This is a genomic window from Anaerococcus degeneri (assembly GCF_017874475.1).
Taxonomy (GTDB): Bacteria; Bacillota; Clostridia; order Tissierellales; family Peptoniphilaceae; genus Anaerococcus; species Anaerococcus degeneri.
Genome location: NZ_JAGGLO010000001.1, coordinates 134,820 through 157,167 on the forward strand (window position 1 = coordinate 134,820; position 22,348 = coordinate 157,167).

Below are 22,348 nucleotides of genomic sequence, written 5' to 3' on the forward strand. Positions count from 1 at the left end.
CAAAAAAAACATAGGGGTTGTTTTTTTATTTAATTAAATCCTACATAAAAGTAGCACCATCACAATAGAGGATTTCGCCTGAAACATAGGAAGCAAGGTCACTTGCAAGGAACAAAACTGCCTTAGCAACATCTTCCGGCTCGCCAATCCTCTTTAGAGGAATCATTTGTTTGACAGGTTCGATTTGCTCTTTTGGCAAAACTTTCACCATATCAGTGTTGGTAACACCAGGACCAACAGCATTAACCCTAATCCCATATGGGCCAAGTTCCCTAGCAAGAGAAATGGTAAGACCATTAATGGCAAACTTGCTAGTAGGGTAGGCAACGCCTGTTGGTTGACCATTTTTAGAAACCATAGATGAAAAATTAATAATAGCTCCAGCCTTATTTTCAATAAAATGTGGGAGGAAATTGTGAATCATATTATAAGTTCCATTGACATTTATATCCATAACCTTGGCAAAATGGTCAAGATCTGCATCCAAACTTGGGATATTATCAGAAATACCAGCACAATTTACAAGGACATCCACCCTGCCAAAGTCCTTTAAAACCTCACTAACAAAGCCTTTTACACTATCCTGATCAGTAAGTTTTGGCCAATAACCCTTAAATAGAGAAGGGTCATAATTTTCTTTGAGTTTATCTATAGCCTTAGTAGCTGATTCTTCCCTAGAGCCTAGGATAGCAACCTTTGCTCCGTTAGCAAGGAATTTATCTGCAACAGCAAAACCAATTCCCCTTGATGAACCTGTCACAACAGCAACCTTACCTTCTAATAATTTCATAAAACCTCCTTAAGATTTTCTATAATCTTATATACCCATTTTATAGAAATAATATAAAAGTTTCATAAGTTTGACATTTGGGCGAAAAGAGGGTATTATCAATAGGTAATCTCTACTCCGTAGTATAAACGGGGTCAATAGTCCACAGGGAGGTGAAAATATGAATAATTACGAAGCAGTATTGATTTTCAAGACTGAACTAGCTGATGCTGACAGAAATGCTCTTCTAGATAGATTCAAAGGTCATATCGAAGAAAACGGCGAAGTTGTATCAGTTGATGACTGGGGAAAAAGAAGACTTGCTTACGAAATCAACGATCTTAAAGATGGTTACTACTATATCGTAGATTTCAAGTCTGAACCAGATCATATCAAAGAATTTGAAAGAAGATTAAGACTTTCAGATTTCGTTCTTAGATACATGGTTATAAGAAAAGAGGACTAATATGAATAAAGTGATACTTATAGGACGCCTAGTTAGGGATCCTGAGTTAAGGTATACCCAAGGAAATCAAGCGGTATGCACATTCACATTAGCAATTGACAAAAAATTAAGTCGTGAAAGAAGAGAAGAAGCGGAAGCAGCTAATCGTCCAACAGCAGATTTTCCAAGGATAACAGTTTGGGGTAGGCAGGCAGAAAATGCCTCTAGATACCTCTTTAAAGGAAGTCAATGCGCAGTAGAAGGTAGGATCCAAACCGGTAGCTACCAAGATAGGGAAACAGGTAAGACAGTCTATACAACAGATGTTGTTGCTGACAATGTTGAGTTTTTAGGATCAAGGTCAGAAAGACAAAGTCATAGCTCAAATCCTGGCGATAACCAAGATGTCTACCAAAACAATTATTCCCAAACAAATTCTTACCAAAATAATCAAGCAAGTGGTCCATCCACAAACGATGATTTTTTTGATGATGACTTTACTGAAATTCAAGACGATGGCAGGATTCCATTCTAGAAAAGTATAAAAGAAAGGAATTACAATGGCAAGAAGATTTAAACCAAGAAAAAAGGTTGATCCATTTGTTAAAGACCCATCAAAGGTAATAGACTATAAAGACATTGAAACTCTTAAGAGATTTGTTACTGACAGAGGTAAGATTCTTCCAAGAAGAGTTACAGGTCTAAATGCAAAACACCAAAGAGAAATTACAAGAGCAATCAAAAGAGCTAGACAAGTAGCTTTATTGCCTTACGAAGAAAACTAAGATAAAAAATAAATAAAAAAATTTCAATAAGCAATCTGGGGAGCACCGCTCCCTTTTTATTTGCAATAAAACATGAATATTGAATATAACAAAGTATAGTTATAACTATAATTAAATAATAAAAGGAGGAGTTATGTTAATTGTTATTCTCTCTCTAATTGTAGCTATTTTGGCCCTAGTCCTAATGGCTTTCACAATCAAAGAGAAAATCCTTCCTGTATCAAGTGGTTCAAAAAGAATGCACGAGATATCAGGATACATCAAAAACGGAGCAATGACCTTCATCGCAAGCGAGTATAAGTTCATCGTTGCTTTCGTTGTAGTCGTATCAATCTTAATTTCGATATTCCTAGATTACAAAATCACAATCTGCTATATAGTAGGTTCATGTTTCTCAATGTTAACAGGTTTTATCGGAATGAGAACTGCCACAGAAGCAAACGCTAGGTGTGCAAACGAAGCTATGGAAGGTGGCACAAACAGAGCCTTAAAACTTGCCTTTGCAGGTGGATCTGTAATGGGTTATGCAGTAACAGGACTTGGTTTTTCAGGCCTATTAATCTGCTATCTTATATTTAGAGACCCAGCCATCGTAATGGGATATTCCCTAGGAGCATCATCTGTAGCCCTATTTGCAAGAGTAGGTGGCGGTATTTATACAAAAGCCGCAGACCTTGGAGCAGACCTTGTAGGAAAGGTAGAAGCAGGCATCCCAGAAGATGACCCAAGAAACCCAGCAGTAATCGCAGACAACGTAGGAGACAACGTAGGAGACGTTGCAGGAATGGGAGCAGACTTATTTGAATCCTATGCCGGAGCAATCATCTCAGCCATCACCCTTGGCCTTGTATCATACAGCGAAGCAGGACTAAACTTCACACTCCTACTCACAGCAGTTGGAATCCTATCATCTTTAGTAGCAGGCTTATTATTTACAAATAAAAACCACAAAGACCCACAAAAGGGCCTAATGATGACAATCTATGTCTCAGGTGCAATTGTAATAATTGCAGCAATAATCTTATCATTTGCTTATTTTGGAAACATAAAAGCAGCACTTGCAATAATTACAGGAATCATCGTAGGAATTTCAATCGGACTACTAACAGAAGTTTACACATCAGATAAATTCAAATATGTAAAAAATATAGCTGAAGAATCAAAAACAGGTGTTGCAACCAACATCATCTCAGGTCTATCAACAGGAATGCTATCAGCAGTAGGTCCAATCATCCTAATCGCCCTAGGCATCATCGTAGCCTACTGGGCAGACGGAGTATTTGGTATAGCCCTATCAGCAGTAGGAATGTTATCAACAACAGCAACCACTGTATCAGTAGATGCCTACGGCCCAATCACAGACAACGCCGGCGGAATCGCTGAAATGGCAGCCCTACCAAGCCATGTAAGAGACATCACAGACGAGCTAGACTCAATCGGAAACACAACAGCAGCCATAGGTAAAGGCTTTGCAATCGGCTCAGCAGCCCTAACAGCCCTATCCCTATTCGTAACCTACTCAGAAACATTAAACCTAGAAACAATATCAATTCTAGACAGCCACGTAGTAGCTGGAATGTTCGTAGGCGGCATGCTACCATTCCTATTTACAGCTCTAACCATGAACTCAGTAGGAAAAGCAGCCACAGAAATGATCAACGAAGTAAGAAAACAATTCAGAAATGACCCAGGCCTACTAGAAGGAACAAGCGAACCAGATTATCAAAAATGTATTGAAATCTCAACATCAGCTTCCCTAAAAGAAATGATCCTACCAGGCGTTTTAGCAATAGTAGTACCAATCTTTGTAGGACTAGTATTTGGCCCAACAGCCCTAGGCGGACTTCTTGCAGGAGCCCTAGTAACAGGCGTACTAATGGCAATCTTCATGTCAAACGCAGGTGGAGCTTGGGATAACGCAAAGAAATACATCGAAACCCTAGAAGGTGAAGATGGAAAAGGCTCAGATGCTCACAAAGCGGCAGTAGTAGGAGATACAGTAGGAGACCCATTCAAAGACACATCAGGTCCAGCCCTAAACATCCTAATCAAACTAATGACCGTAGTATCAGTAATCTGCGCTGGATTATTTATTTAAAACAAAACGGCCTCATCGAAAGATGGGGTCTTTTTTTGTGGGGGAATTGGGTATAAATTTGTTTTTATTTTCAATAGTATTTAGAAATTAATAATATAGATCAAATATGAATTGAAAATGAAAGGATAAATCAAATCCGTATTGAAAAGAAATTAGAAAATAAAACAGAATTAAATAAAGTGTAAGCCAAAGCTAGTGTAAGCTGAGTCTTGCACTTTTTTAATCCAAAAATCGGGACATTTTCCTTTAAAATCCTATATATAAATAGTGGGTATAGTAAAAATCTACACCATGAAAGGAGCGAACATGACGGCAGCATACTACACAATCCTACCAGCCGAAATTAGGCTAGATAAGAGATTATCTGCTTTTGAGAAGATTTTGTATTCAGATATATTGGCCTTGGCCAACAAGAAAGGTTATTGTTATGCAACAAACCAATACTTTGCAAAAACTTACCAAATGTCTATATCGTCTATTTCTCACGCTATATCAAAGCTGGTTGAATTTGATTTTATAAAAAGAATCTACGAATACAAGGATAATACAAAAATGATTGAGAGGCGTAAATTGTATGTACAAATAAATCACAATACCTTTATCAAAAATCTACCATACTCCCTAGCAGAAAATACCAAGCAGGGTATAGGAGAAAATTGCGAAGATAATAATATAAATATGAATAATATAAAGAATAATATAGACCACACCACAAAAGTATCTATGGAAAATTCTTCTAGACCTCCAAAGAAGTACGACTACCTACAAGCTATGTTGGATAGGATTTAGAAAGGAGAATAAATGGTCAAAATAATTTATAAAAAAGGCAAGAAATATTTAAATATAGACGGCAAAGAATATGGGCCCAAAGCCCTTTACTTCCACATAAAAAGGTCCATATCGACTTTGGAATATTTCACAAAGAATGGTGATTGGGATGAAAAAAGGCAAAGGGAGGTTAAAAGCAGTATCCAAAGACTTATAGATATCAAAAATGAACATTATCCAGATGATAATATTTGGTGATGGTTCAGCTTTGCAAAAACAAATAAGACAGTTCTGCATTTGATCAAAACTAGGCTGATTTATAAGGAAATAGTTTTTTGCCAATATTGTAATTATTTCTCATATAAAATCAAGAATTATAATTTACACTATACGGATTAATACGTATAATGATTTTTGTAAGAACTTTAATAGTTGGAAAAATTATGGTGAAATTATTGTTCTGTATATTATTACCCTATATATGCAGAAAAAATTTAATCTGCTTAAGGAAAGAGACTTCCTTAAGGCAAAATACCATAAAAGACTTAAAAAAATAAGAAGTAAGGAGAATTTTTATGTTTGTATCTTACCCAGCTGTATTTTTGAAAGATATAAAAAGCGATGCTTATACAATTTTATTTCCAGATTTGCCAGGTTGTATTTCATGCGGAGATGATGTTAAAGATGCCTTATACATGGCAAATGATGCCTTGGGTTGTTTTTTATTTGATGATTATTTAAAGTTAGAGGATATGCCAAAATCTTCATTATTAGAAGATATTGATCTTATAGATTTTATTGAAGAGGATGAATATAAATATATTTCTTTAGAAGGAAGTTTTAAGTCCTATGTTGGTCTAGATTTAACCGACTATGTAAAAAAACATGAAAAGAAAACTGTTAAGAAAAATGTAACCATACCTTTCTATCTAAATTAAATGGGCAAGGCTAGTAAAATTAATTTCTCCAAACTTTTAACAGAAGCCTTGGAAAGGGAATTTGAAATAGAATAAATTACTTATTGGCGATTACAGATGTAGTCGCTTTTTTTAGTTGAAAATTTAAAAATAATTGTATAGTTTTTTAGATTTTTAAAAGACTAGCATTAATTTTCTTGCTACAAAAAAACTACATTAGCTCATATTTTTATATAAAAAGCATTTTTATACAAAAAAGACAGAATAATAATTATTCTGTCTTGTGTATTTTGTATGTTTTTTTATTTTATACTGAATAAAAATTCTATGGTGCGGGATAGAAGATTTGAACTTCCACGACCTAAAATCGGTCACAAGATCCTTAGTCTTGCGCGTCTGCCAATTCCGCCAATCCCGCACGGGATTACTAATAAATAATACTATATTTTTTATAACTTGTCAACTATTTTTGATTCTTGTGTAAAATTTTTCTTACAATCTGCAAAAAAATTAGGTTTTGCCTTTGGATATGATATAATAATTTTGAGGTATATATGATTAAAAAATGTTTTGCAAAGATTAACCTTAGCCTTGATATTATCTCAAAAAGAGCTGATGGTTATCACAATATCGACACTTTGATGGCGAGGATTAATCTTTTTGATGAATTAGAAATAGAAAAGAGTCCTGATGGCAAATTTACTTATGAGTCAAATGTAAACCTGGGTAAGGTCGAGGACAACTTGATTTTTAAGGCCTACGAGGATATGAAAAACCTTGCAGCAGATAGGGCCACTGGTATTAGGGTTAAGCTTACAAAAAACATCCCGGTTGCCGCTGGCCTTGCGGGTGGTTCTACCAATGCGGCTGAGACTATGAAGGCCCTTAACGAACTTTGGGGCCTGGGTCTTACTAAAAACGACCTTATGGAGGCTGGGGCCAAGCTGGGGGCGGATATCCCATTTTTCTTCCTTGAAAGGGCGGCTCGTGCGACTGGGATTGGGGAAATCCTCGAGCCTTTTTCTATCAAAACACCCCTTAAGGTTCTTTTGGTAAATGACGGGACAAGCATAGCTTCTGCCCACGTTTACAAAAATACTAAGCTTTTTGGTCACATTAAGACTGGTGAAATCGCAAAGAGTCTTAGCCAGGGATCTTGGGATTTTGTGGATAAGTTTGAAAATGTAATGGAAGACGTGGTTTTGAGGGATTTTCCTCATCTAAAGGCCATTAAGGAAAATTTAACCGACCAGGGTGGTCTTAAGGCCCTAGTTTCTGGGTCTGGAGCTTCTATTTTTGGGATTTTTAAGGATGAGAATGCCCTGGATAGGGCCTATGAAAGCCTTAAGGATTCCTACAATTTTGTAAGAAAGGTGGACCTAATCGATGACTAATATTGGAATTTTTGATTCGGGTCTGGGTGGAGTTGCAGTTTTAAATGAGCTTGCCAAGAAAAACAAGGCTAATTATTTCTACCTAGGGGACAATCTTAGAGTCCCTTATGGCAACAGGTCAAAGGCTGAAATTACAAGCTTTGCGGCCGATATTGTTAATTACCTTGAGTCCTATGATATAGATTATTACATAATCGCCTGCAACACAATTTCTGTGACCTGCAAGGATTATCTTAAGGAGAAATTTAATAAAGAATTTATCACTATTGCCGATATGGCGATTGAGGCTGCATCTGGCTTTGAGGGTGATTACTTGACCCTTGCAACCAAGGCTACTATTGATAGTCACTATTATAAAAAGGCCTTGGAAGCTAAAAAAAACTGCAAGGTCTACGAGTCGAAGGCCATTGACCTGGTGAATTTAATTGAAAGTGGAATTTTGGAAGGTGCGACACTTAATGACTCGTTAGATGCATATTTATCCATTGCAAATGAAAAGAAAATTCCAAATATTATCCTGGCCTGCACCCATTATCCAATAATCAAGGATAGGATTAGAGAAAGGCTAAATTATGAGGCAAATATCATAGATCCTGCCCTTTATCTTTCTGAGAAAATAGTGACTGAAGATACCAAAAACGGGGTAAATATATTTATGACAAAGAAAAGTGAGGAAACTCGTGATTTAATCGATAAAATTATGGATGTTGACTATAAATTGAGCTTTATAGGAGGTTTGTAAGATGATTTACGCAATTATGGATATTGGTTCAAACACAGTAAGACTCTCAGTTTACAAGGAAAAAAACGGCGAGGCTGTGAATTTATTTTCAGAAAAAGAACAAGTTTCACTTAAATCCTACGTCAAGGACGGCAGGCTATCTGAAAAGGGGATAAAGAGGTTGTTTTCAACCCTTGCAAACTTTAAGGAAGTTGTGGATAACTTTGACGATATCGACGAGGTCCATCCTTTTGCAACTGCAACTGTAAGGGACGTAGCTAACAGGTCTGAGATTTTAGACCTTATGAAGGATAAGCTTGACCTTGATATAGAGATTTTATCTGGCGAAGAGGAGGCCCAACTCGCCTTTGTTGGTGCGGCTGTTTCTACTGATGTCAAGGAGGGGGTCCTTTGCGATATTGGCGGTGGTTCGACTGAAGTTGTTTTGATTGACCAGGGCAAGGTTATCAAGTCTTCGTCCCTTTCAATCGGCTCACTTTCGGCCTTTAACGACTATGTTGAAGGACTTTTTGCTGATAAGGCAAGCAGGAAAAAAATCGAAAACCGTGTCATCCAGCTTTTTGACGATGCTTCTATGTATAGGGAAGATTTCAACGTCCTATCGGCTGTTGGAGGTTCTGCCCGTGCTGCCCTTATGGTTTATAAGGAATATTACGGCCTAAGTGATGATGTCCGCTCCATGGATGCGGCAGATTTTGAAGCTATGGTCAAAGATATTATTAAAAAATCAGATAAGAAGAAAATGCGTCTAATCCTTGATATCAAGCCAGACAGGATCCACACCATCTTGCCAGGAATGATTATTATGAATGAAATATGCAAGTTTTTTTCAGTTGAAAAAATTAATGTTAGCCAAACAGGTGTTAGGGAAGGGTATGTCTATAGCAAACTTTTAGGAAGGAGCTAGGCATGAAAAAATATACACAAAATAGGGAATTATCCTGGCTTGACTTTAACAAGAGGGTTATCGAAGAGGCCATGGATAAGACTGTCCCAGTCCTTGAAAGACTCAAGTTTCTATCGATTTACGACACTAACCTCGAAGAGTTTTTCATGGTAAGGATTGGGTCTTTGACCGACTTGTCAAAGCTTAAAAAGCAACCTATTGATAACAAGTCAAACATGACTCCAATCGAGCAAATTGACGCATTACTTGAAAAACTTGTGCCAATGTACGAGAGAAAAGACCAGATTTATCTTGATTTAATCGAAGACTTGGCCAAGGAAGGTATAAATATACGAAAAGTTGCTGATTTAGATGAAAAAGCCAGGGACTTTTGCCAGGTATATTTTGATACAAAAATCGAACCGATTTTATCTTTTCAAATAATTGACAGGGTCCATCCACTGCCAAGACTTGCGAATTTAAGCCTGTCAGTAGTTTTTGACCTGGTCAAGAAAAAGTCCAAATCATCAAACTCAAAGGAAATAATCGGCATAATCTACCTACCTGAAAGGCTAAAAAGATATGTCATGATTTCCGATAGGACCTATGTTCTCATCGAAGATATAATCAAGGAATGTGGGGCAGAAGTTTTTGAGGGCTACAAGGCTGAAAATGCCTTTGTTATGAGCCTTACAAGGAACGCGGACATTTCCTATGACGATGATGATTACGATGTCGAGGAAGATTTCAGGACCTATATGAAGGGGAAATTAAAGAAGAGAAAGAGGCTAAAACCAGTAAGGCTTGAGGTTGATTCTCCACTTGTCGCTGAAGATAAGGAATTTTTATGCAAGAATTTTGAATTGAGCGAGAAATCAATTTTTGTTTCAAAAACTCCTTTCCAACTAGGTTTTATTTTTGATTTCATTGACAGCCTGCCAAGAAGGACCAAAAACGCCCTAACATATGAGCCTTTTGAACCACAAGGCTCAGCCATGGTAAATCCTTCAAGGCCAATGATTGATCAGATTTTGGATAAAGACATAATTTTATCCTATCCTTATGAGTCTATGGACCCAATGATTAGGCTTTTGGATGAGGCGGCAACAGATCCTACCGTAGATTCCATAAAGATTACCCTTTATAGGATTGCTAAGGATTCTAAAATTGCCAAGAGCCTCATTAAGGCTAGTGAAAATGGCAAGGAAGTCATTGTCCTAATGGAATTAAGGGCGAGATTTGACGAAGATAACAACATCTTCTGGTCGTCAAGGCTTGAAGATGCGGGCTGTAAGATTGTCTACGGTTTTGACCGCTACAAGTGCCATTCCAAGGTTTGCCTCATTACTAGGTATGTTGATGGGGAAATTTCCTTTATTACCCAGATTGCGACCGGAAATTACAACGAAAAAACCGCCAAACTTTACACAGATTTTTCCTTCATGACATCTGATATGGTTATTGGCCAAGACGCCAAGGATTTGTTTGATAATATTTTGATAGGAAATCTTGAAGGAGCTTACCAAAAACTAATGGTTTCGCCAAAATCCATGCCAGAAGGCCTTGAAAAATTAATCAAGGAAGAGATTAAAAAAGCCAAAAATGGCGAAGACGCCTATATCAGGCTAAAGATGAACTCAATATCTGATAGGGGCTTAATTGACCTTTTGGTTAAGGCATCTCAAGCTGGAGTTGAAATCAAGATGATGGTAAGGGGTATCACCTGCATCTTGCCTGGAGTGGCAGGAGAGACTGAAAACATTGAAATTTACCAGATTGTTGGCAGGTTCCTCGAACACCACAGGATTTACCAATTCGGCAGGGAAAACCCGAAAGTTTATATATCTTCGGCCGATTTTATGACCAGAAATATCAGAAATAGGGTCGAAGTTGCTGTACCAATCGAAGATCCTGATGTGAAAAAATACGTCCTAGACTTTTGCGATACCATGTTTGCCGATGATGTTAAAATCAGGAAATTATATGCAACTGGCGAATATTTGAGGGTAGAAAATAAGAATAATTATAATGCCCAAGAAGAGCTTATGAAAAAAGCAATCTCAGATTTTGAACAGGCAGAAATTAAGTATAGGGAAAATGATTTAGGAAATAATCATAAAATACTTAAGACTGATGCTGCAAAAAAAGATGACGAAAAAACAAGTTTTATAGACTGGCTTAAAAATATTTTTAAGAATTAGTCAAAATAAAACTAAAATTGATGAAAATCCGACAAAAAAGTCGGATTTTTTGTTTTTTTCTTTAAAAAATAGGCATTTTGCTCTATTAATTTTGTAAAATTCGTGTTATAATAATAGTAACGAAATGTAAGGTTAAACTAAAATAGGAAATTGAAATATATTTAATATTTATGCAAGACCTTACAAACCCACAGACTTACACTAAAATATTGAAATAAATAGAGGAATAAAATGTCAAACAAAGGTATCAGAGAGCTTAAGAGACGTAAAAGAAGAGAATCAAGAAGAAGGAGAAAAAAGGCAATTTTTATAGGTGCTGGATTGGTTTTGACCCTTACAACAGCTAAGTTTGCCCTTCAAAAAGAGGATGATTACCAAATCAGAAGACCAAGTGAATACAGGATTGCGTCTGGTCAACTTTTGGAAGATAATGCCAAAGAGGAAAAAGCAAACGCATCTGACGTCCACGTGGCAACTGAGATTGGTTTTAAAAATATAGATTTAAAAGATGAACAAAAGATCGAAGATAGTTCATACGAAAATGAGCTTGTTGAGTATGTGAAGTGCCTACAAACCCAGTATGCCTACCAATTTCCAAATGATTATTCAAAAACAGATAAGTTTGTAAAGAAAGGCCAATACCTAGGTTTTTATGGTTGTGAAAACGGTTTTGCTAAGGTGAAAATCGACGATTCTTATTATTATGTAAATAAATATGGACTTGCAAAGACAGATCCAAGCGAGACTGTAAAGGTTGTAAGCGGAATAGTTTATGTCAGCGAAGCCTATCCACTACCAGCAAATTTTGACCCAGGTGTGGACAAGACTGCTAGGCGTGCCTTCGAAACTATGCGCCAAGATATGGAAAGAGTCGGCCTCAACTTAAAGATAGCGTCTGATTACAGGGGCTATGAGCTTGAGGGCAAGATGCATGAGGCGGGCGAAGTTGATGCTGAAGTAGCCGGCACAAGTGAGCACCAAACAGGCACAGCCTTTGACTTTTTCACAGAAGGCTCTAAATACAATGACAAATTCGAAGCGACAGCCGAATATAAATGGCTTGCTGAAAATGCTTATAAATACGGATTTATCGAAAGATATCCAAAGGGTAAGGAAAATAAAACCCACCACAAGGCCCAAGCTTGGCACTACAGGTTTGTAGGGGTCGAAAATGCCAAGGAAATTTACGATAACAATCTTACTTTAGAAGAATTTTTAAAGATTTCATAGGAGGAAGAATGAAAACAATTCAGACAAAAAATGCACCAGCAGCTGTAGGAGCCTATGCCCAAGGCATAGTTACAGATAATTTAATATTCACATCAGGCCAACTTCCACTTGACCCAGAAACAGGCGAATTAGAAATGGAAATCAAAAAGGCCACAAAAAGAGCTCTCGAAAATATCAAGGCCATAGTAGAAGCAGGCGGTTCATCTGTTGATAAAATTGTAAAATGCAATGTCTTCCTAGATGATGTAAACGACTTTGCAGCCTTTAACCAAGTTTACGAAGAATTCTTCGGCGACCACAAACCAGCCAGATCTGCCCTAGAAGTAGCAAATATTCCAAAAGGCGCAGTAATAGAAATCGAAGCTATAGCCTTGTCCTAATTTTCCGAAAGGAAAATTATGGAAATCCTTATGTGGAGTCTTGAACTTGTCCTTATTTTCTGAAAGAAAATAATTGGAAAGCTCAGACGATACTATAGCCTTGTCCTAATTTTCCATAAGGAAAATTATGGAAAGACTTATGTGGAGACTTGAGCTTGTCTTTATTTTCTGAAAGAAAATAAGCAGAAAGCTCAGGCGATACTATAGCTGTACTATAGACTTGTCCTAATTTTCCGAAGGGAAATTACGAAAAGACTTATGCTGAGGTTTGAACTTGTCCTTATTTTTGAAAGAAAATAAGCAGAAAGTTCCACCGATGCTATAGGCTTGTCCTAGTTAAAAAAGGAATTTTGGCAATAACAGGATGAGTGCGCTCGATTTTTAGAGGATATTCATAGTCTTTGTGGATATTTTTCAAAATTATTCCTTATCATCCTTAAATGGAACATAATTATAAAATAGGATTTGTATTAGTTTTTATAATTAAAATCATTTCATAAATTATTTTACAAACTATGAAAAATCCATTTTATATTTTGTTTGATAATTTAAAATTGTATAGAAAACAAAAATGAGAAAAAATACAAACTTGACCCAGTGGGGTCATTTTTGTTTTTGAGGGAAATTTGGAATTAAAGTTAAGGGAGATAGGGATGGATCAGGATTGTGGATTTATAAAAGAAGATAAGTGGTTTAGGTATAGGGCAGCTGGTATTATAATCGAAGATGATTGCGTTTTGTTTGCGGGAAATGAAGCTGATGACTATTACTATTCCATAGGTGGTGGAGTCCATTTGGGAGAAAGTTCTGAAGATGCTGTAAGAAGGGAAGTATTTGAAGAAACCGGCGTCGAATACGAAGTTGATTATTTGGCTATAATCCACGAAAATTTCTTTGTTGGAAGCTCTAGTTTAAAAGGCGTAGACTGCCATGAGATTTGCTTTTATTACATGATGAAGCCAAAGGGTAATAAAAATCTTAAGAGCCATAGCCTTACAACGAGCGGCATAAAAGAGACTATGCACTGGATACCAATCGACCGACTTGAAAATTATAAAGCTTATCCGACTTTTATGAAAGATTATCTTAAGAGAGACCATAAGGGCATAGACCATATCATTACAGATGAAAGAGTCTTACAAGACTTAGCCTAATTTTGAAACCTTATAAGGATCATTTTTGGTAAAGTTTCCCTTGCACTTACTATAATTATGGCATTTGCCAGGTCTATAAGGTTGTGGCAATTATACAAATAAATCTATTCACAAGGACAGGGGATATAGAATTTATCTCGCCATTTTTGATTTATCATAGGCAAATTTATTAAAATAGGAAGATTTGAAAGCTTTAGGGAGCCTTTATGTCTAATAAGATATAACTAATATTATTAGTCGTAGATATTTTAATTATTATAGTAAATTACAATCTATTAAAAAATCCGAAACAATATCCACCAAAGGAAATTAGGGAAGAATTTAAAAGTGAGGCTATCTTCATATAAGTATAGTGGGCCATTCCATTATTCTCCAAAGACTAGTTAAAAGCCAAGCAAATTGGGAAAATGGAAATGCTTATTGGTATAAATCTCGTGTAAAGCTTGGAATGGTGGGCATAGGAATCACATTTTTTACAACAATATTAGGGGAAGTCTTTAACTTATTTGCCCCTTTACTAGGCGCGTTTATCATATTAATACCTATGAGTTTAGGTATGATATATATGTGTACAAGGATGGGAAAAGATATTTTGAAGGATTATGATTATAGAATATTTTTGAATAATTACGATCCTGTGAACTTTGAAAGGATACTTATGAATCTTGAAAATATTATTAAAAGTCAAAGGGAATTTTTTTGGAAAAATTCTACTAAGTCTTATGATTTTAGGCTTAGGCAACTAGAAAAGCTTGAAAATGTTATAAGGGACAATGAAAGTTCAATTTTAGATGCCTTGGAAAAAGATTTGGGTAAATCGAATTTTGAATCTTATCTGACTGAGTATCATTTTGTCCTAGAGGAGATAAGTTTTGCTAAAAGAAATCTTCATAAATGGATGAAAAAAGTGAAGGTGGGAAAGTCCCTTACAACTTTTCCAGCAAAAAGTTTTTATATTTATGAACCTCTTGGCGTGACTTTGATTATTTCCCCATGGAATTATCCTTTTAATTTAAGCCTGGGCCCAGTTGTTGGTGCAATCGCTGCTGGTAATACTGTGATTTTGAAAACTTCTTCTAAATCTATTGAGACAAGTAAAATTATCTCGAAAATTGTTGGAGATAATTTTAGAGAAGATTTTTTCGTCCATTTGGATAATACTAATCTCGATTACGATGAATTAATAAGCAGGCCTTATGACCATGTTGTTTACACTGGTGGGCCGGCTGTTGCCAAAAAAATTATGGCAGCCCAAGCACCTCACCTTAGCAAATTAACCTTAGAACTTGGGGGCAAGAGTCCATGCCTAGTTGAAAAGACAGCCGATATAAAAATGGCGGCGAAAAAAATTGCCTGGGCAAAAACTGTAAATGCAGGCCAAACCTGTATTGCCCCAGACTTTTTGATTGTAGATAAGGCTATAAAAGACAAGCTAATTTCAGAATTAAAAGCAAATATAACTGACTTTTACGGGGAAAATCCACTAGTCAATGAAGACTTGCCAAGGATTATAAACGCCCACCACTTTGATAGGCTTTTGGGTCTTATTGATGAAGATAAGGTTGTTTTTGGCGGAGACTTTGACAAAGAAATCCTAAAAATTGCTCCAACCATCATGGACGGGGTAGACTTTTCCAATCCAGTAATGAGTGAGGAAATTTTTGGACCAATAATTCCTATAATTGCTTATGACGATCTCGATGAAATTTTGGGGAAAATCAAAAGGATGCCAAAGCCCCTCGCTTTTTATACTTTCACTGGCAATAAGGAAATCGGGGATAAAATCATCAGAGAAATGGAATACGGAAATGGGGCTATAAATGACTGTCTGATGCAAATTGCAAATCCTAGGTTGGAATTCGGTGGGGTTGGCAATTCGGGAAAGGGAGGCTACCACGGATATTTTGGTTTTATGAATTTTTCCAATAGGAAAAGTGTGGTAAAGGCAGGGATTTTTGACAATCCTTTGAGGTATCCGCCCTATGAAGAGAAAAAGTTTAGTCTTATAAAAAAGCTTTTGGGATGAAATTTGAAATTAAAAATGAAACGAGATTTGCCCCGAAATTTTAAAGATATAGAAGATTTAAAAATCCTCTTGGGAAATATTATAAAACCTTCCCTATTATATAGGGGAATTTTGCAGGTAGTTTTTGCAAGGTTAAAATTCATATTTCATTCATATATGTAAAGATTAATAGTCGAATTTTTATATGCCCCAAATTTAGGATAAGGAAAATTTTCCAGACTATTCCGATAGGCAAGGATTGAATATTTCTTTGGACGATAAAATAACAAGGATTAAGGCAAGAGGATTTTTATAAAAAATCCCATTTATTAGTTTTATATTTTTATCCTTTAATTGATGAATTACTTATATTTGCAACAAAAAGCTCGAAGTTAATGCTCCGAGCTTTTATTTTTTACTTAGATTTCTGTGTTTTTATAATCTTCTGCTATTACTTTTGCAAGGGCTTTTAGTTCTTCAACTTGGGCATCTTTTACAGCTGAGTTGATTTTTACATCTTCGCCGATGTATGTACATTTAGCTGGCTCTAGGATTTCTTTAGCAATTTCTAGAGATTTTCCGCCCCATGACCAGTTGTTTAGGAAGGAAACTGTTCTGTTTTGGAAGCTTGTGCCAACTAGTTCTCTTAAAAATGCGTCCATCTTGTAGTATAAAATTGCGTTATAGTTGATTGGAGCGAATACTGAGTGGGTAAATCTGTGGCAATCTGCAACTGGATAAGAGAAGTCCCAGTCAGAGATGTCGTAAAGTACGATATCTTCAACGCCTTCTTGGGCTAGGAAGTTTGCAAGGATGTCGCTTGCTTGTTCTGTGTCGCCGTACATTGAAGCATAGACAATTACTACACCTTTTTCTTCTGGAGTGAAACCTGCCCAGTGGCTGTATTTTTCAAGGATAAAGTTGATTGAGTCAGCGTCTTTATAAACTGGTCCGTGAAGTGGAAGGATAGCGTTGATTGAAAGGCCTTCTATTTTTTTGAAGAGGTTTTGAACCATCTTTCCATGCTTACCTACTATATTTAGGTAGTAGCGTCTAGCTTGGTCTAGCCAGTCGCCCTTGTGGATAACTTTTGATGCATCGATATTACCTGCGATTGCGTTGAAGGCACCAAAGGCGTCAGCTGAGAAGAATAGGCCTTCTGTTGTTTCGTAGGTCATAAATACTTCTGGCCAGTGAACCATTGGAGCAAAGACGAATTTAAGGTTTCTTTTACCGATGTTTAATTCCTCGCCGTCTTTGATTTCTACATATCTGTCAGCAAATTTGTTGTCGTAGAATTGTTCATAAAACTTGTGGGTTTTGGCATTTCCAACAAATTTACAGTTTGGATATTCTTTGAGGATAAAGTCGATGTTTCTGCAGTGGTCTGGTTCCATGTGGGAAACAATAATGTAGTCAAGTTCTTCTCCATCAAGAGCTGCGGCAACATTTTCAAGATATTGTCTTGTGAATCCTCCTTCTACAGAATCCATGAGAACATTTTTTTCGTCCTTGATGACAAAGGCATTGTAAGAAACTCCGTTTTGAACTTCGAACAAATTCTCAAACCTGTTGATTCTGCGGTCATTCACACCTACCCAATAAATATTATCGAGTACTTCTATTATATTGTGCATATTAACTCCTTTGTTAAATTATTGTTTTTCTAAGTTAACTATACCAGTTTTTCGCCGATATTAAACTTATTTATTGAAAGAGTTAAAAAACTTTGATGAAGATGTTTTGTTAAAATGATAAGGGGTATCAGTTATGTAAAAGCATATTAAATTATTAAGGAGAATATATGACATACAAAATGCCAAAAGATATAAAAGAATTTAGGAAATTTGTTAGGGACTTCGCAGAAGAGAAGATTAGGCCACTTGCAGCCTACATGGAAGAGGACTTTCCTGTTGAAATCCTAAGTGAAATAGGGGAAGCTGGTCTCTTATCCCTTCCATTTGAGGAAAAATTTGGGGGCTGTGGTTTATCTTACGACCACTACGCTACTGTCGTTGAGGAAACAGCAAGGGTAAACAGTGGACTTGCAAGCCTTATCATTGCCCATACTTCTTTGGCTACTTGGCCAATTAATAAATTTGCAAATGAAAAACAAAAAGAAAAGTATTTGAACTTACTTCTTGATGGTAAAAACCTTGGAGGTCTCGGCCACTTTGAGGAAGATGAAGAAATTCAAACTACAGCCATAGACGAGGGGGACTACTTCCTTCTAAATGGTAAGAAAATCTTAGTTACCAACGCCCGTCTTGCAAATTATTACCTGGTAACAGCCCTTACAAACCCAAGAGATAAGGAAAATGGCCTTTCGATTTTTATTTTGGATAAGGATTGCCAAGGACTTTCTTTTTCAAAAACCTATGATAACTTAGGTTCAAGATCGGTTATTACTGGAGACTTGATTTTAAAAGACGCAAAAGTTCCAAAGGAAAATTTAATTGGAGACCTTAACAAGGCAAATGAATATATTGATGAAATCTTTGAGGCAAGTAACCTTGCAACAGCTGCCCTTGCCTTAGGTTTGGGAGATGCTGCTTATGAGGCAAGTCAAACTTATTTACAAAGTGGTTTGAAGACCTTTAAGGCTCGTAAGGCAGCCAAGGTCAACCGTCCAATCCTCGCTTCTATGGCAACAGACCTTAAGGCAGCAAAGATGATGGTTAGGGATGCGGCTTTAAAAATGGATGCTAAGGCAGATTTTTATGGCAAGGATACTTCCATGGCAAAGCTTTTTGTTTCAAAGCTTGCTGAAGATTTGACATCCAAGGCCCTTGATATGTGTGGCGGTACTTCATCATCTGCTACTGACCTTGATAAACTTTATAGGGATGCCAAGATTAGCCAAATTTATGATGGTCCTAGCGATCAAATGAAGGAAACAATTGCAGCCTATATTTTGGATAAAAAAGGTGCTAAGAAGGCTACAAAGGCAGAAGAAAATGGCAAAAAAGCGCCAGCTAAGGTTGAAGATAGGAAGAAGGAAGTCTTTGTTGGTGATATCAGGGAAGCTGTTAAGAAAGTTGTGGCAGCCCTCCTTGCTGATGGCCTTAAGCTTAAGAAAGACCCAGTTGACCTAGAAGGCCCTATTGAAGGTGCAGAGAGGGTTGTGGCTGTTGGTATGGGTCTTGGTGAAAAACAAAACCTAGACTTGGCAAAAGAATTGGCAAATATCACAGGATCAGTTCTTGGAGCGTCAAGACCTGCTGCCCAGGTTAGACACTATGTTTCAGATGACCACTATATTGGTGTAAGTGGCAAGAAATTTACTGGCGAACTTTACTTTGGTATAGGTATTTCAGGTACCCTCCAACACTTAAAAGGAATTGATTCTGCAAGAAAAGTTGTAGTTATAAACAACGATGAGGGGGCACAATTCTTTAAAAACTGCGATTACGGTATAGTTGGCGACTTTACCGAAGTCCTACCAATCCTAATCGAAGAAATCAAAAACCTATAAAATTAAATTTAGAGACCAGGACCCATCGGGTCCTCTTTTTTTTATCTAGAAGGGGTAAAATAAGATTAGGTGATAAAATGAAAAGAAATATAAAAATAAAATCTGCATCTTTTCCAGTTTCTTTGGGAAATGTAGCAGAAAATGTTAAAAAAATAAAAGAATTGATAGATGAGGCGGAAAAGGAAAAGGTAAATATTCTTTCTCTACCAGAACTATGTTTGACAGGAGCTAGTCTTTATGACGGATATTTGGAAGAAGACCTATTAAAGGCAGCTGAAAAAGGTTTAGAAGATCTCATTGCCTATTCGAAAGATAAGGACATATTTTTTATCGTTGGTCTACCAGTAAAAAAAGATAAAAAAATATATAACGTTGTAATTCCTATAAAAAGCGGTGATGCCTTGGGATTAGTAGTTAAGGAAAATCTCAAAACGTATGAAAAAACTATATTCTCAACAGATTATGAAGGTGCATTAACTTTTGGGGAACATTTTGTTGATAATAATGGTGAATTCCCAATCTATGTTGGTGGACTTTATATAGGTATAAGTATTGGAGAAGATGAAACAGGAAATATGCCAAAGTCACTGAATTTAAAAGAGCGAAATTCAGATATAATCCTAAATCCGTCCGCTTTTCCAAGACATATTGGATTTATTAAAAAATTAAGAGATGACATATCTTATTTATCAAAGGACACAATTTATGTCCATACACCAGCTTGTTTTGGTGGATCTTCAACTGATTTTGTCTATGAAGATAAAAGCATTATTGCAGAAAATGGAGAAATATTAGCTAGTGATACAGGAATATTTTCTCTAGAAGTAGAAGATGAATTCCACTATACAAATTTTAACAATTTTACTGACGAAGCTTATCATGTGGAGAAATTCCCATATCTGCCAACGGCGGAATATTCAAAAGATTACCTAGAAGACGCCCTTGAAATCCAGGCCCTAGGCCTCATTCAGAGAATGAAAGCAATTGGTACAGAAAAAGTATTTTTGGGAGTGTCTGGCGGTATTGACTCGACAGCAGTCCTCCTAGCCATTGATAAGGCTTATGAAATTGCTGGATTTGACAAGGAAAAAATCGGTGCGATTACCATGCCAGCCTTTGGCACAAGCGACAGGACCAAGTCAAATGCTTATTTGCTTTGCCAAGCACTTGGAATTGAATTAAAGGAAATAAATATTTCAAAATCCGTAACTGCTCATTTGAAAGACATTGGCCACGACGGAAAAACTCCAGATTTGGCATACGAAAACGCCCAAGCCAGAATGAGGACCCAAGTTCTCTTTAACCTATCAAATATGGGCGGGGGCCTTGTAGTAGGAACTGGAGATTTGTCTGAAAATATGCAGGGCTTTGCAACCTACAATGGTGATCATATGTCATCCTACAGCATAAATGCGACACTTATGAAAACTGAATTAAGGTATATGATTAAGTCCTACGCACATTTTACAGACAATGATAAATTAAAGGAAGTCCTAAATGATATCCTTGCCACACCAGTTTCCCCAGAACTTGTAAGCGAAAAAGCGGGAGAAATTACCCAAAAAACCGAAGATATCATCGGACCTTACGAACTTTTGGACTTTTTTATCTACCAGCATTTGACCTACCATAAAAGCGCAAAGGAAATTCTGACAGACGCAACCTATGCTTTTCGTGATACCTATGACAGGGAAACTATAAAATATTGGCTAAAATCCTATTTTAAACGCTTTACCCAATCACAATTTAAGCGATCTACTGCTGTTGACGGGCCAGATGTGACCGGAAGGAGCTTTTCGCCAAGGCTCGGTTTTAAGATTCCGTCCGATATGGGAAGTGAAATTTACCTAGGAAACTTAGATGAAAAATAAAAAGAAAATTGTGGCAGGCCTTGTCCTTGCCACAATGGTTTTGACAGGAAAATACCTCCACGACCAGGCCTTTGTAGGAGTTGAGAAAAAACTCACCATAAAAAGCTCCAAGGTCAATAATGATATAAAAATCACCCACATTTCAGATTTACATTCAAACGTCCTTAGTAATTTGGGGGAAGTTCTTGATAATATCAAGGCTTTTAATCCTGATTTGATTTTCCTAACTGGGGATATGATTGATTACCCAACAGAAAAAAAGATTGAAAGGACCATGTTCTTTCTAGAAAACTTGTCAAAATTAGGGATCAAAACTTATTATGTCTCAGGAAACCACGAAGAAGCCTCTGAAGAATCTGAGATTTTTTATGATAAAATAAAAAAATTGGGCATAATAAAACTTGATAACCAGGGAGAAAATCTTAGAATAGGGGATAATGAAGTATATATTTACGGAGTCCCTTATTGGGGAATGAATCTAGATAATTTCAAGCCAGGTCAAGGTCTAAATTTGGTATTGGCCCATTTTTCTAAAAGAATTAGGGATAATTACGATCCAAGGATGGATATAATATTTTCCGGCCACACCCACGGCGGCCAAGTCAGAGCACCCCTCATAGGTGCACTTGTAGCCCCAGGCGAAGGATATTTCCCAGATTTTGACAGCGGACTTTATTATTATAATGAAAGTCAGATTTACGTATCAAGTGGTCTTGGCAACACATTTTTACCTTTGAGATTCCTAGACCAAATCTCCTACACCAACATAACAATCGAGCGTCCTTAGTTTAGTGGTAAAACAAGGGTGTCCGAAGCCCAAGCCCAGGGTTCGATTCCCTGAGGACGTGCCAAAAGTTTTTTTAGAGAAAAAATTGAAATATTAGATTAGATTTGGAGAAAGAATTACATGGATATAGAAAAAATAATAAATTCTTGGGACCCCTATTCATTGTTTCCTTTTGCTCCAATAGATGAATATAGTTGGGAAATTTGTAAAATTGATAATTTTATCAAAAAAAATCATGATGTAGTTGATTTGAGTAAATATTTAGGGCAAATATTTGATGACGAGATAATTTTCGAGGAAGATAAGAAAGATTATTTGAAAATAGCAAAGAAATTATTAGGTCTTGGCTAGATATTGTGCTTTAATTGTGTTTTACTTAGTTATTAAAAAATTCAAATGTTAGATTAAGCACACTAATTTGATAGGTGTGCTTTTGTTGGC

At 36.6% G+C, this 22,348-nt stretch carries 21 protein-coding genes and 2 tRNA genes; 20 read left to right on the forward strand and 3 right to left on the reverse strand.

Going from position 1 to position 22,348, the window contains the following annotated elements; genetic code table 11:
- Nucleotides 1-40 precede the first annotated feature (40 nt).
- Nucleotides 41-790: an SDR family NAD(P)-dependent oxidoreductase gene (locus J2Z38_RS00640; RefSeq protein ID WP_209771179.1), complete on the reverse strand. Its 750-nt coding sequence runs from the start codon at nt 788-790 to the stop codon at nt 41-43.
- 160 nt (nt 791-950) lie between these two features.
- On the opposite strand from J2Z38_RS00640, the gene rpsF reads away from it, so the two are divergent.
- The 7 genes from rpsF to J2Z38_RS00675 all read left to right on the forward strand — a co-directional run bounded on the left by rpsF (nt 951) and on the right by J2Z38_RS00675 (nt 5,803).
- Nucleotides 951-1,235 (forward strand): 30S ribosomal protein S6, encoded by a 285-nt coding sequence (rpsF, locus tag J2Z38_RS00645; protein ID WP_209771181.1) that lies wholly within the window; start codon nt 951-953, stop codon nt 1,233-1,235.
- 1 nt (nt 1,236) lies between these two features.
- The gene (locus tag J2Z38_RS00650) at nt 1,237-1,749 is read left to right on the forward strand and encodes a single-stranded DNA-binding protein (protein ID WP_209771183.1); all 513 of its coding nucleotides are present in this window, start codon (nt 1,237-1,239) and stop codon (nt 1,747-1,749) included.
- 25 nt (nt 1,750-1,774) lie between these two features.
- Nucleotides 1,775-1,999: a 30S ribosomal protein S18 gene (gene rpsR, locus J2Z38_RS00655; RefSeq protein WP_004828342.1), complete on the forward strand. Its 225-nt coding sequence runs from the start codon at nt 1,775-1,777 to the stop codon at nt 1,997-1,999.
- Nucleotides 2,000-2,132: 133 nt separating this feature from the next.
- Nucleotides 2,133-4,097, forward strand: coding sequence for a sodium-translocating pyrophosphatase (locus J2Z38_RS00660; RefSeq protein WP_209771186.1), 1,965 nt, complete (start codon nt 2,133-2,135; stop codon nt 4,095-4,097).
- Between the two features lie 306 nt (nt 4,098-4,403).
- Nucleotides 4,404-4,886: a helix-turn-helix domain-containing protein gene (locus J2Z38_RS00665; RefSeq protein WP_209771189.1), complete on the forward strand. Its 483-nt coding sequence runs from the start codon at nt 4,404-4,406 to the stop codon at nt 4,884-4,886.
- Between the two features lie 12 nt (nt 4,887-4,898).
- Nucleotides 4,899-5,123: a hypothetical protein gene (locus J2Z38_RS00670; RefSeq protein WP_209771192.1), complete on the forward strand. Its 225-nt coding sequence runs from the start codon at nt 4,899-4,901 to the stop codon at nt 5,121-5,123.
- Nucleotides 5,124-5,440: 317 nt separating this feature from the next.
- The gene (locus tag J2Z38_RS00675) at nt 5,441-5,803 is read left to right on the forward strand and encodes a type II toxin-antitoxin system HicB family antitoxin (RefSeq protein WP_209771195.1); all 363 of its coding nucleotides are present in this window, start codon (nt 5,441-5,443) and stop codon (nt 5,801-5,803) included.
- Nucleotides 5,804-6,110: 307 nt separating this feature from the next.
- Here the strand turns inward: J2Z38_RS00675 and J2Z38_RS00680 are convergent.
- Nucleotides 6,111-6,200 (reverse strand) — tRNA-Leu (locus J2Z38_RS00680).
- Between the two features lie 136 nt (nt 6,201-6,336).
- Here J2Z38_RS00680 and ispE point away from each other — a divergent pair.
- The 8 genes from ispE (at nt 6,337) to J2Z38_RS00720 (ending at nt 15,795) form a co-directional block, all read left to right on the forward strand.
- Entirely contained in the window at nt 6,337-7,176 is an 840-nt protein-coding gene (ispE, locus tag J2Z38_RS00685; protein WP_209771198.1) for a 4-(cytidine 5'-diphospho)-2-C-methyl-D-erythritol kinase, read from the forward strand.
- A complete protein-coding gene (gene murI / locus J2Z38_RS00690) occupies nt 7,169-7,918 on the forward strand; it encodes a glutamate racemase (RefSeq protein WP_209771200.1) in 750 nt (249 codons plus the stop codon). The genes ispE and murI overlap by 8 nt, the downstream gene beginning before the upstream one ends.
- A 1-nt stretch (nt 7,919) precedes the next feature.
- The gene (locus J2Z38_RS00695) at nt 7,920-8,825 is read left to right on the forward strand and encodes a Ppx/GppA phosphatase family protein (RefSeq protein ID WP_209771203.1); all 906 of its coding nucleotides are present in this window, start codon (nt 7,920-7,922) and stop codon (nt 8,823-8,825) included.
- Nucleotides 8,826-8,827: 2 nt separating this feature from the next.
- Nucleotides 8,828-11,005, forward strand: a complete 2,178-nt coding sequence (gene ppk1, locus J2Z38_RS00700) for a polyphosphate kinase 1 (RefSeq protein ID WP_209771207.1) — start codon at nt 8,828-8,830, stop codon at nt 11,003-11,005.
- Nucleotides 11,006-11,236: 231 nt separating this feature from the next.
- Nucleotides 11,237-12,235, forward strand: coding sequence for a M15 family metallopeptidase (locus tag J2Z38_RS00705; RefSeq protein ID WP_209771210.1), 999 nt, complete (start codon nt 11,237-11,239; stop codon nt 12,233-12,235).
- Nucleotides 12,236-12,243: 8 nt separating this feature from the next.
- Nucleotides 12,244-12,615 carry a RidA family protein gene (locus J2Z38_RS00710; RefSeq protein ID WP_209771213.1) on the forward strand — a complete coding sequence of 124 codons (372 nt, stop codon included), beginning with the start codon at nt 12,244-12,246 and terminating at the stop codon, nt 12,613-12,615.
- A 653-nt stretch (nt 12,616-13,268) separates the two neighbouring features.
- Nucleotides 13,269-13,769 carry an NUDIX hydrolase gene (locus tag J2Z38_RS00715; RefSeq protein WP_209771216.1) on the forward strand — a complete coding sequence of 167 codons (501 nt, stop codon included), beginning with the start codon at nt 13,269-13,271 and terminating at the stop codon, nt 13,767-13,769.
- Nucleotides 13,770-14,325: 556 nt separating this feature from the next.
- Nucleotides 14,326-15,795 carry an aldehyde dehydrogenase family protein gene (locus tag J2Z38_RS00720; RefSeq protein WP_225304665.1) on the forward strand — a complete coding sequence of 490 codons (1,470 nt, stop codon included), beginning with the start codon at nt 14,326-14,328 and terminating at the stop codon, nt 15,793-15,795.
- Between the two features lie 398 nt (nt 15,796-16,193).
- Here the strand turns inward: J2Z38_RS00720 and J2Z38_RS00725 are convergent, their stop codons facing one another.
- Entirely contained in the window at nt 16,194-17,411 is a 1,218-nt protein-coding gene (locus J2Z38_RS00725; RefSeq protein ID WP_209771219.1) for an FprA family A-type flavoprotein, read from the reverse strand.
- A 167-nt stretch (nt 17,412-17,578) separates the two neighbouring features.
- Between J2Z38_RS00725 and J2Z38_RS00730 the strand changes: the two genes are divergently transcribed.
- The 5 genes from J2Z38_RS00730 to J2Z38_RS00750 all read left to right on the forward strand — a co-directional run bounded on the left by J2Z38_RS00730 (nt 17,579) and on the right by J2Z38_RS00750 (nt 22,258).
- Nucleotides 17,579-19,249, forward strand: a complete 1,671-nt coding sequence (locus J2Z38_RS00730; protein ID WP_209771222.1) for an acyl-CoA dehydrogenase family protein — start codon at nt 17,579-17,581, stop codon at nt 19,247-19,249.
- Between the two features lie 77 nt (nt 19,250-19,326).
- Nucleotides 19,327-21,120, forward strand: coding sequence for an NAD(+) synthase (gene nadE / locus J2Z38_RS00735; protein WP_209771224.1), 1,794 nt, complete (start codon nt 19,327-19,329; stop codon nt 21,118-21,120).
- Nucleotides 21,110-21,907 carry a metallophosphoesterase gene (locus tag J2Z38_RS00740; RefSeq protein WP_209771226.1) on the forward strand — a complete coding sequence of 266 codons (798 nt, stop codon included), beginning with the start codon at nt 21,110-21,112 and terminating at the stop codon, nt 21,905-21,907. Before nadE ends, J2Z38_RS00740 begins: the two co-directional genes overlap by 11 nt.
- A tRNA-Arg gene (locus tag J2Z38_RS00745) sits at nt 21,898-21,971 on the forward strand. The genes J2Z38_RS00740 and J2Z38_RS00745 overlap by 10 nt, the downstream gene beginning before the upstream one ends.
- 56 nt (nt 21,972-22,027) lie before the next feature.
- Entirely contained in the window at nt 22,028-22,258 is a 231-nt protein-coding gene (locus J2Z38_RS00750) for a hypothetical protein (protein WP_209771228.1), read from the forward strand.
- Nucleotides 22,259-22,348: the final 90 nt, after the last annotated feature.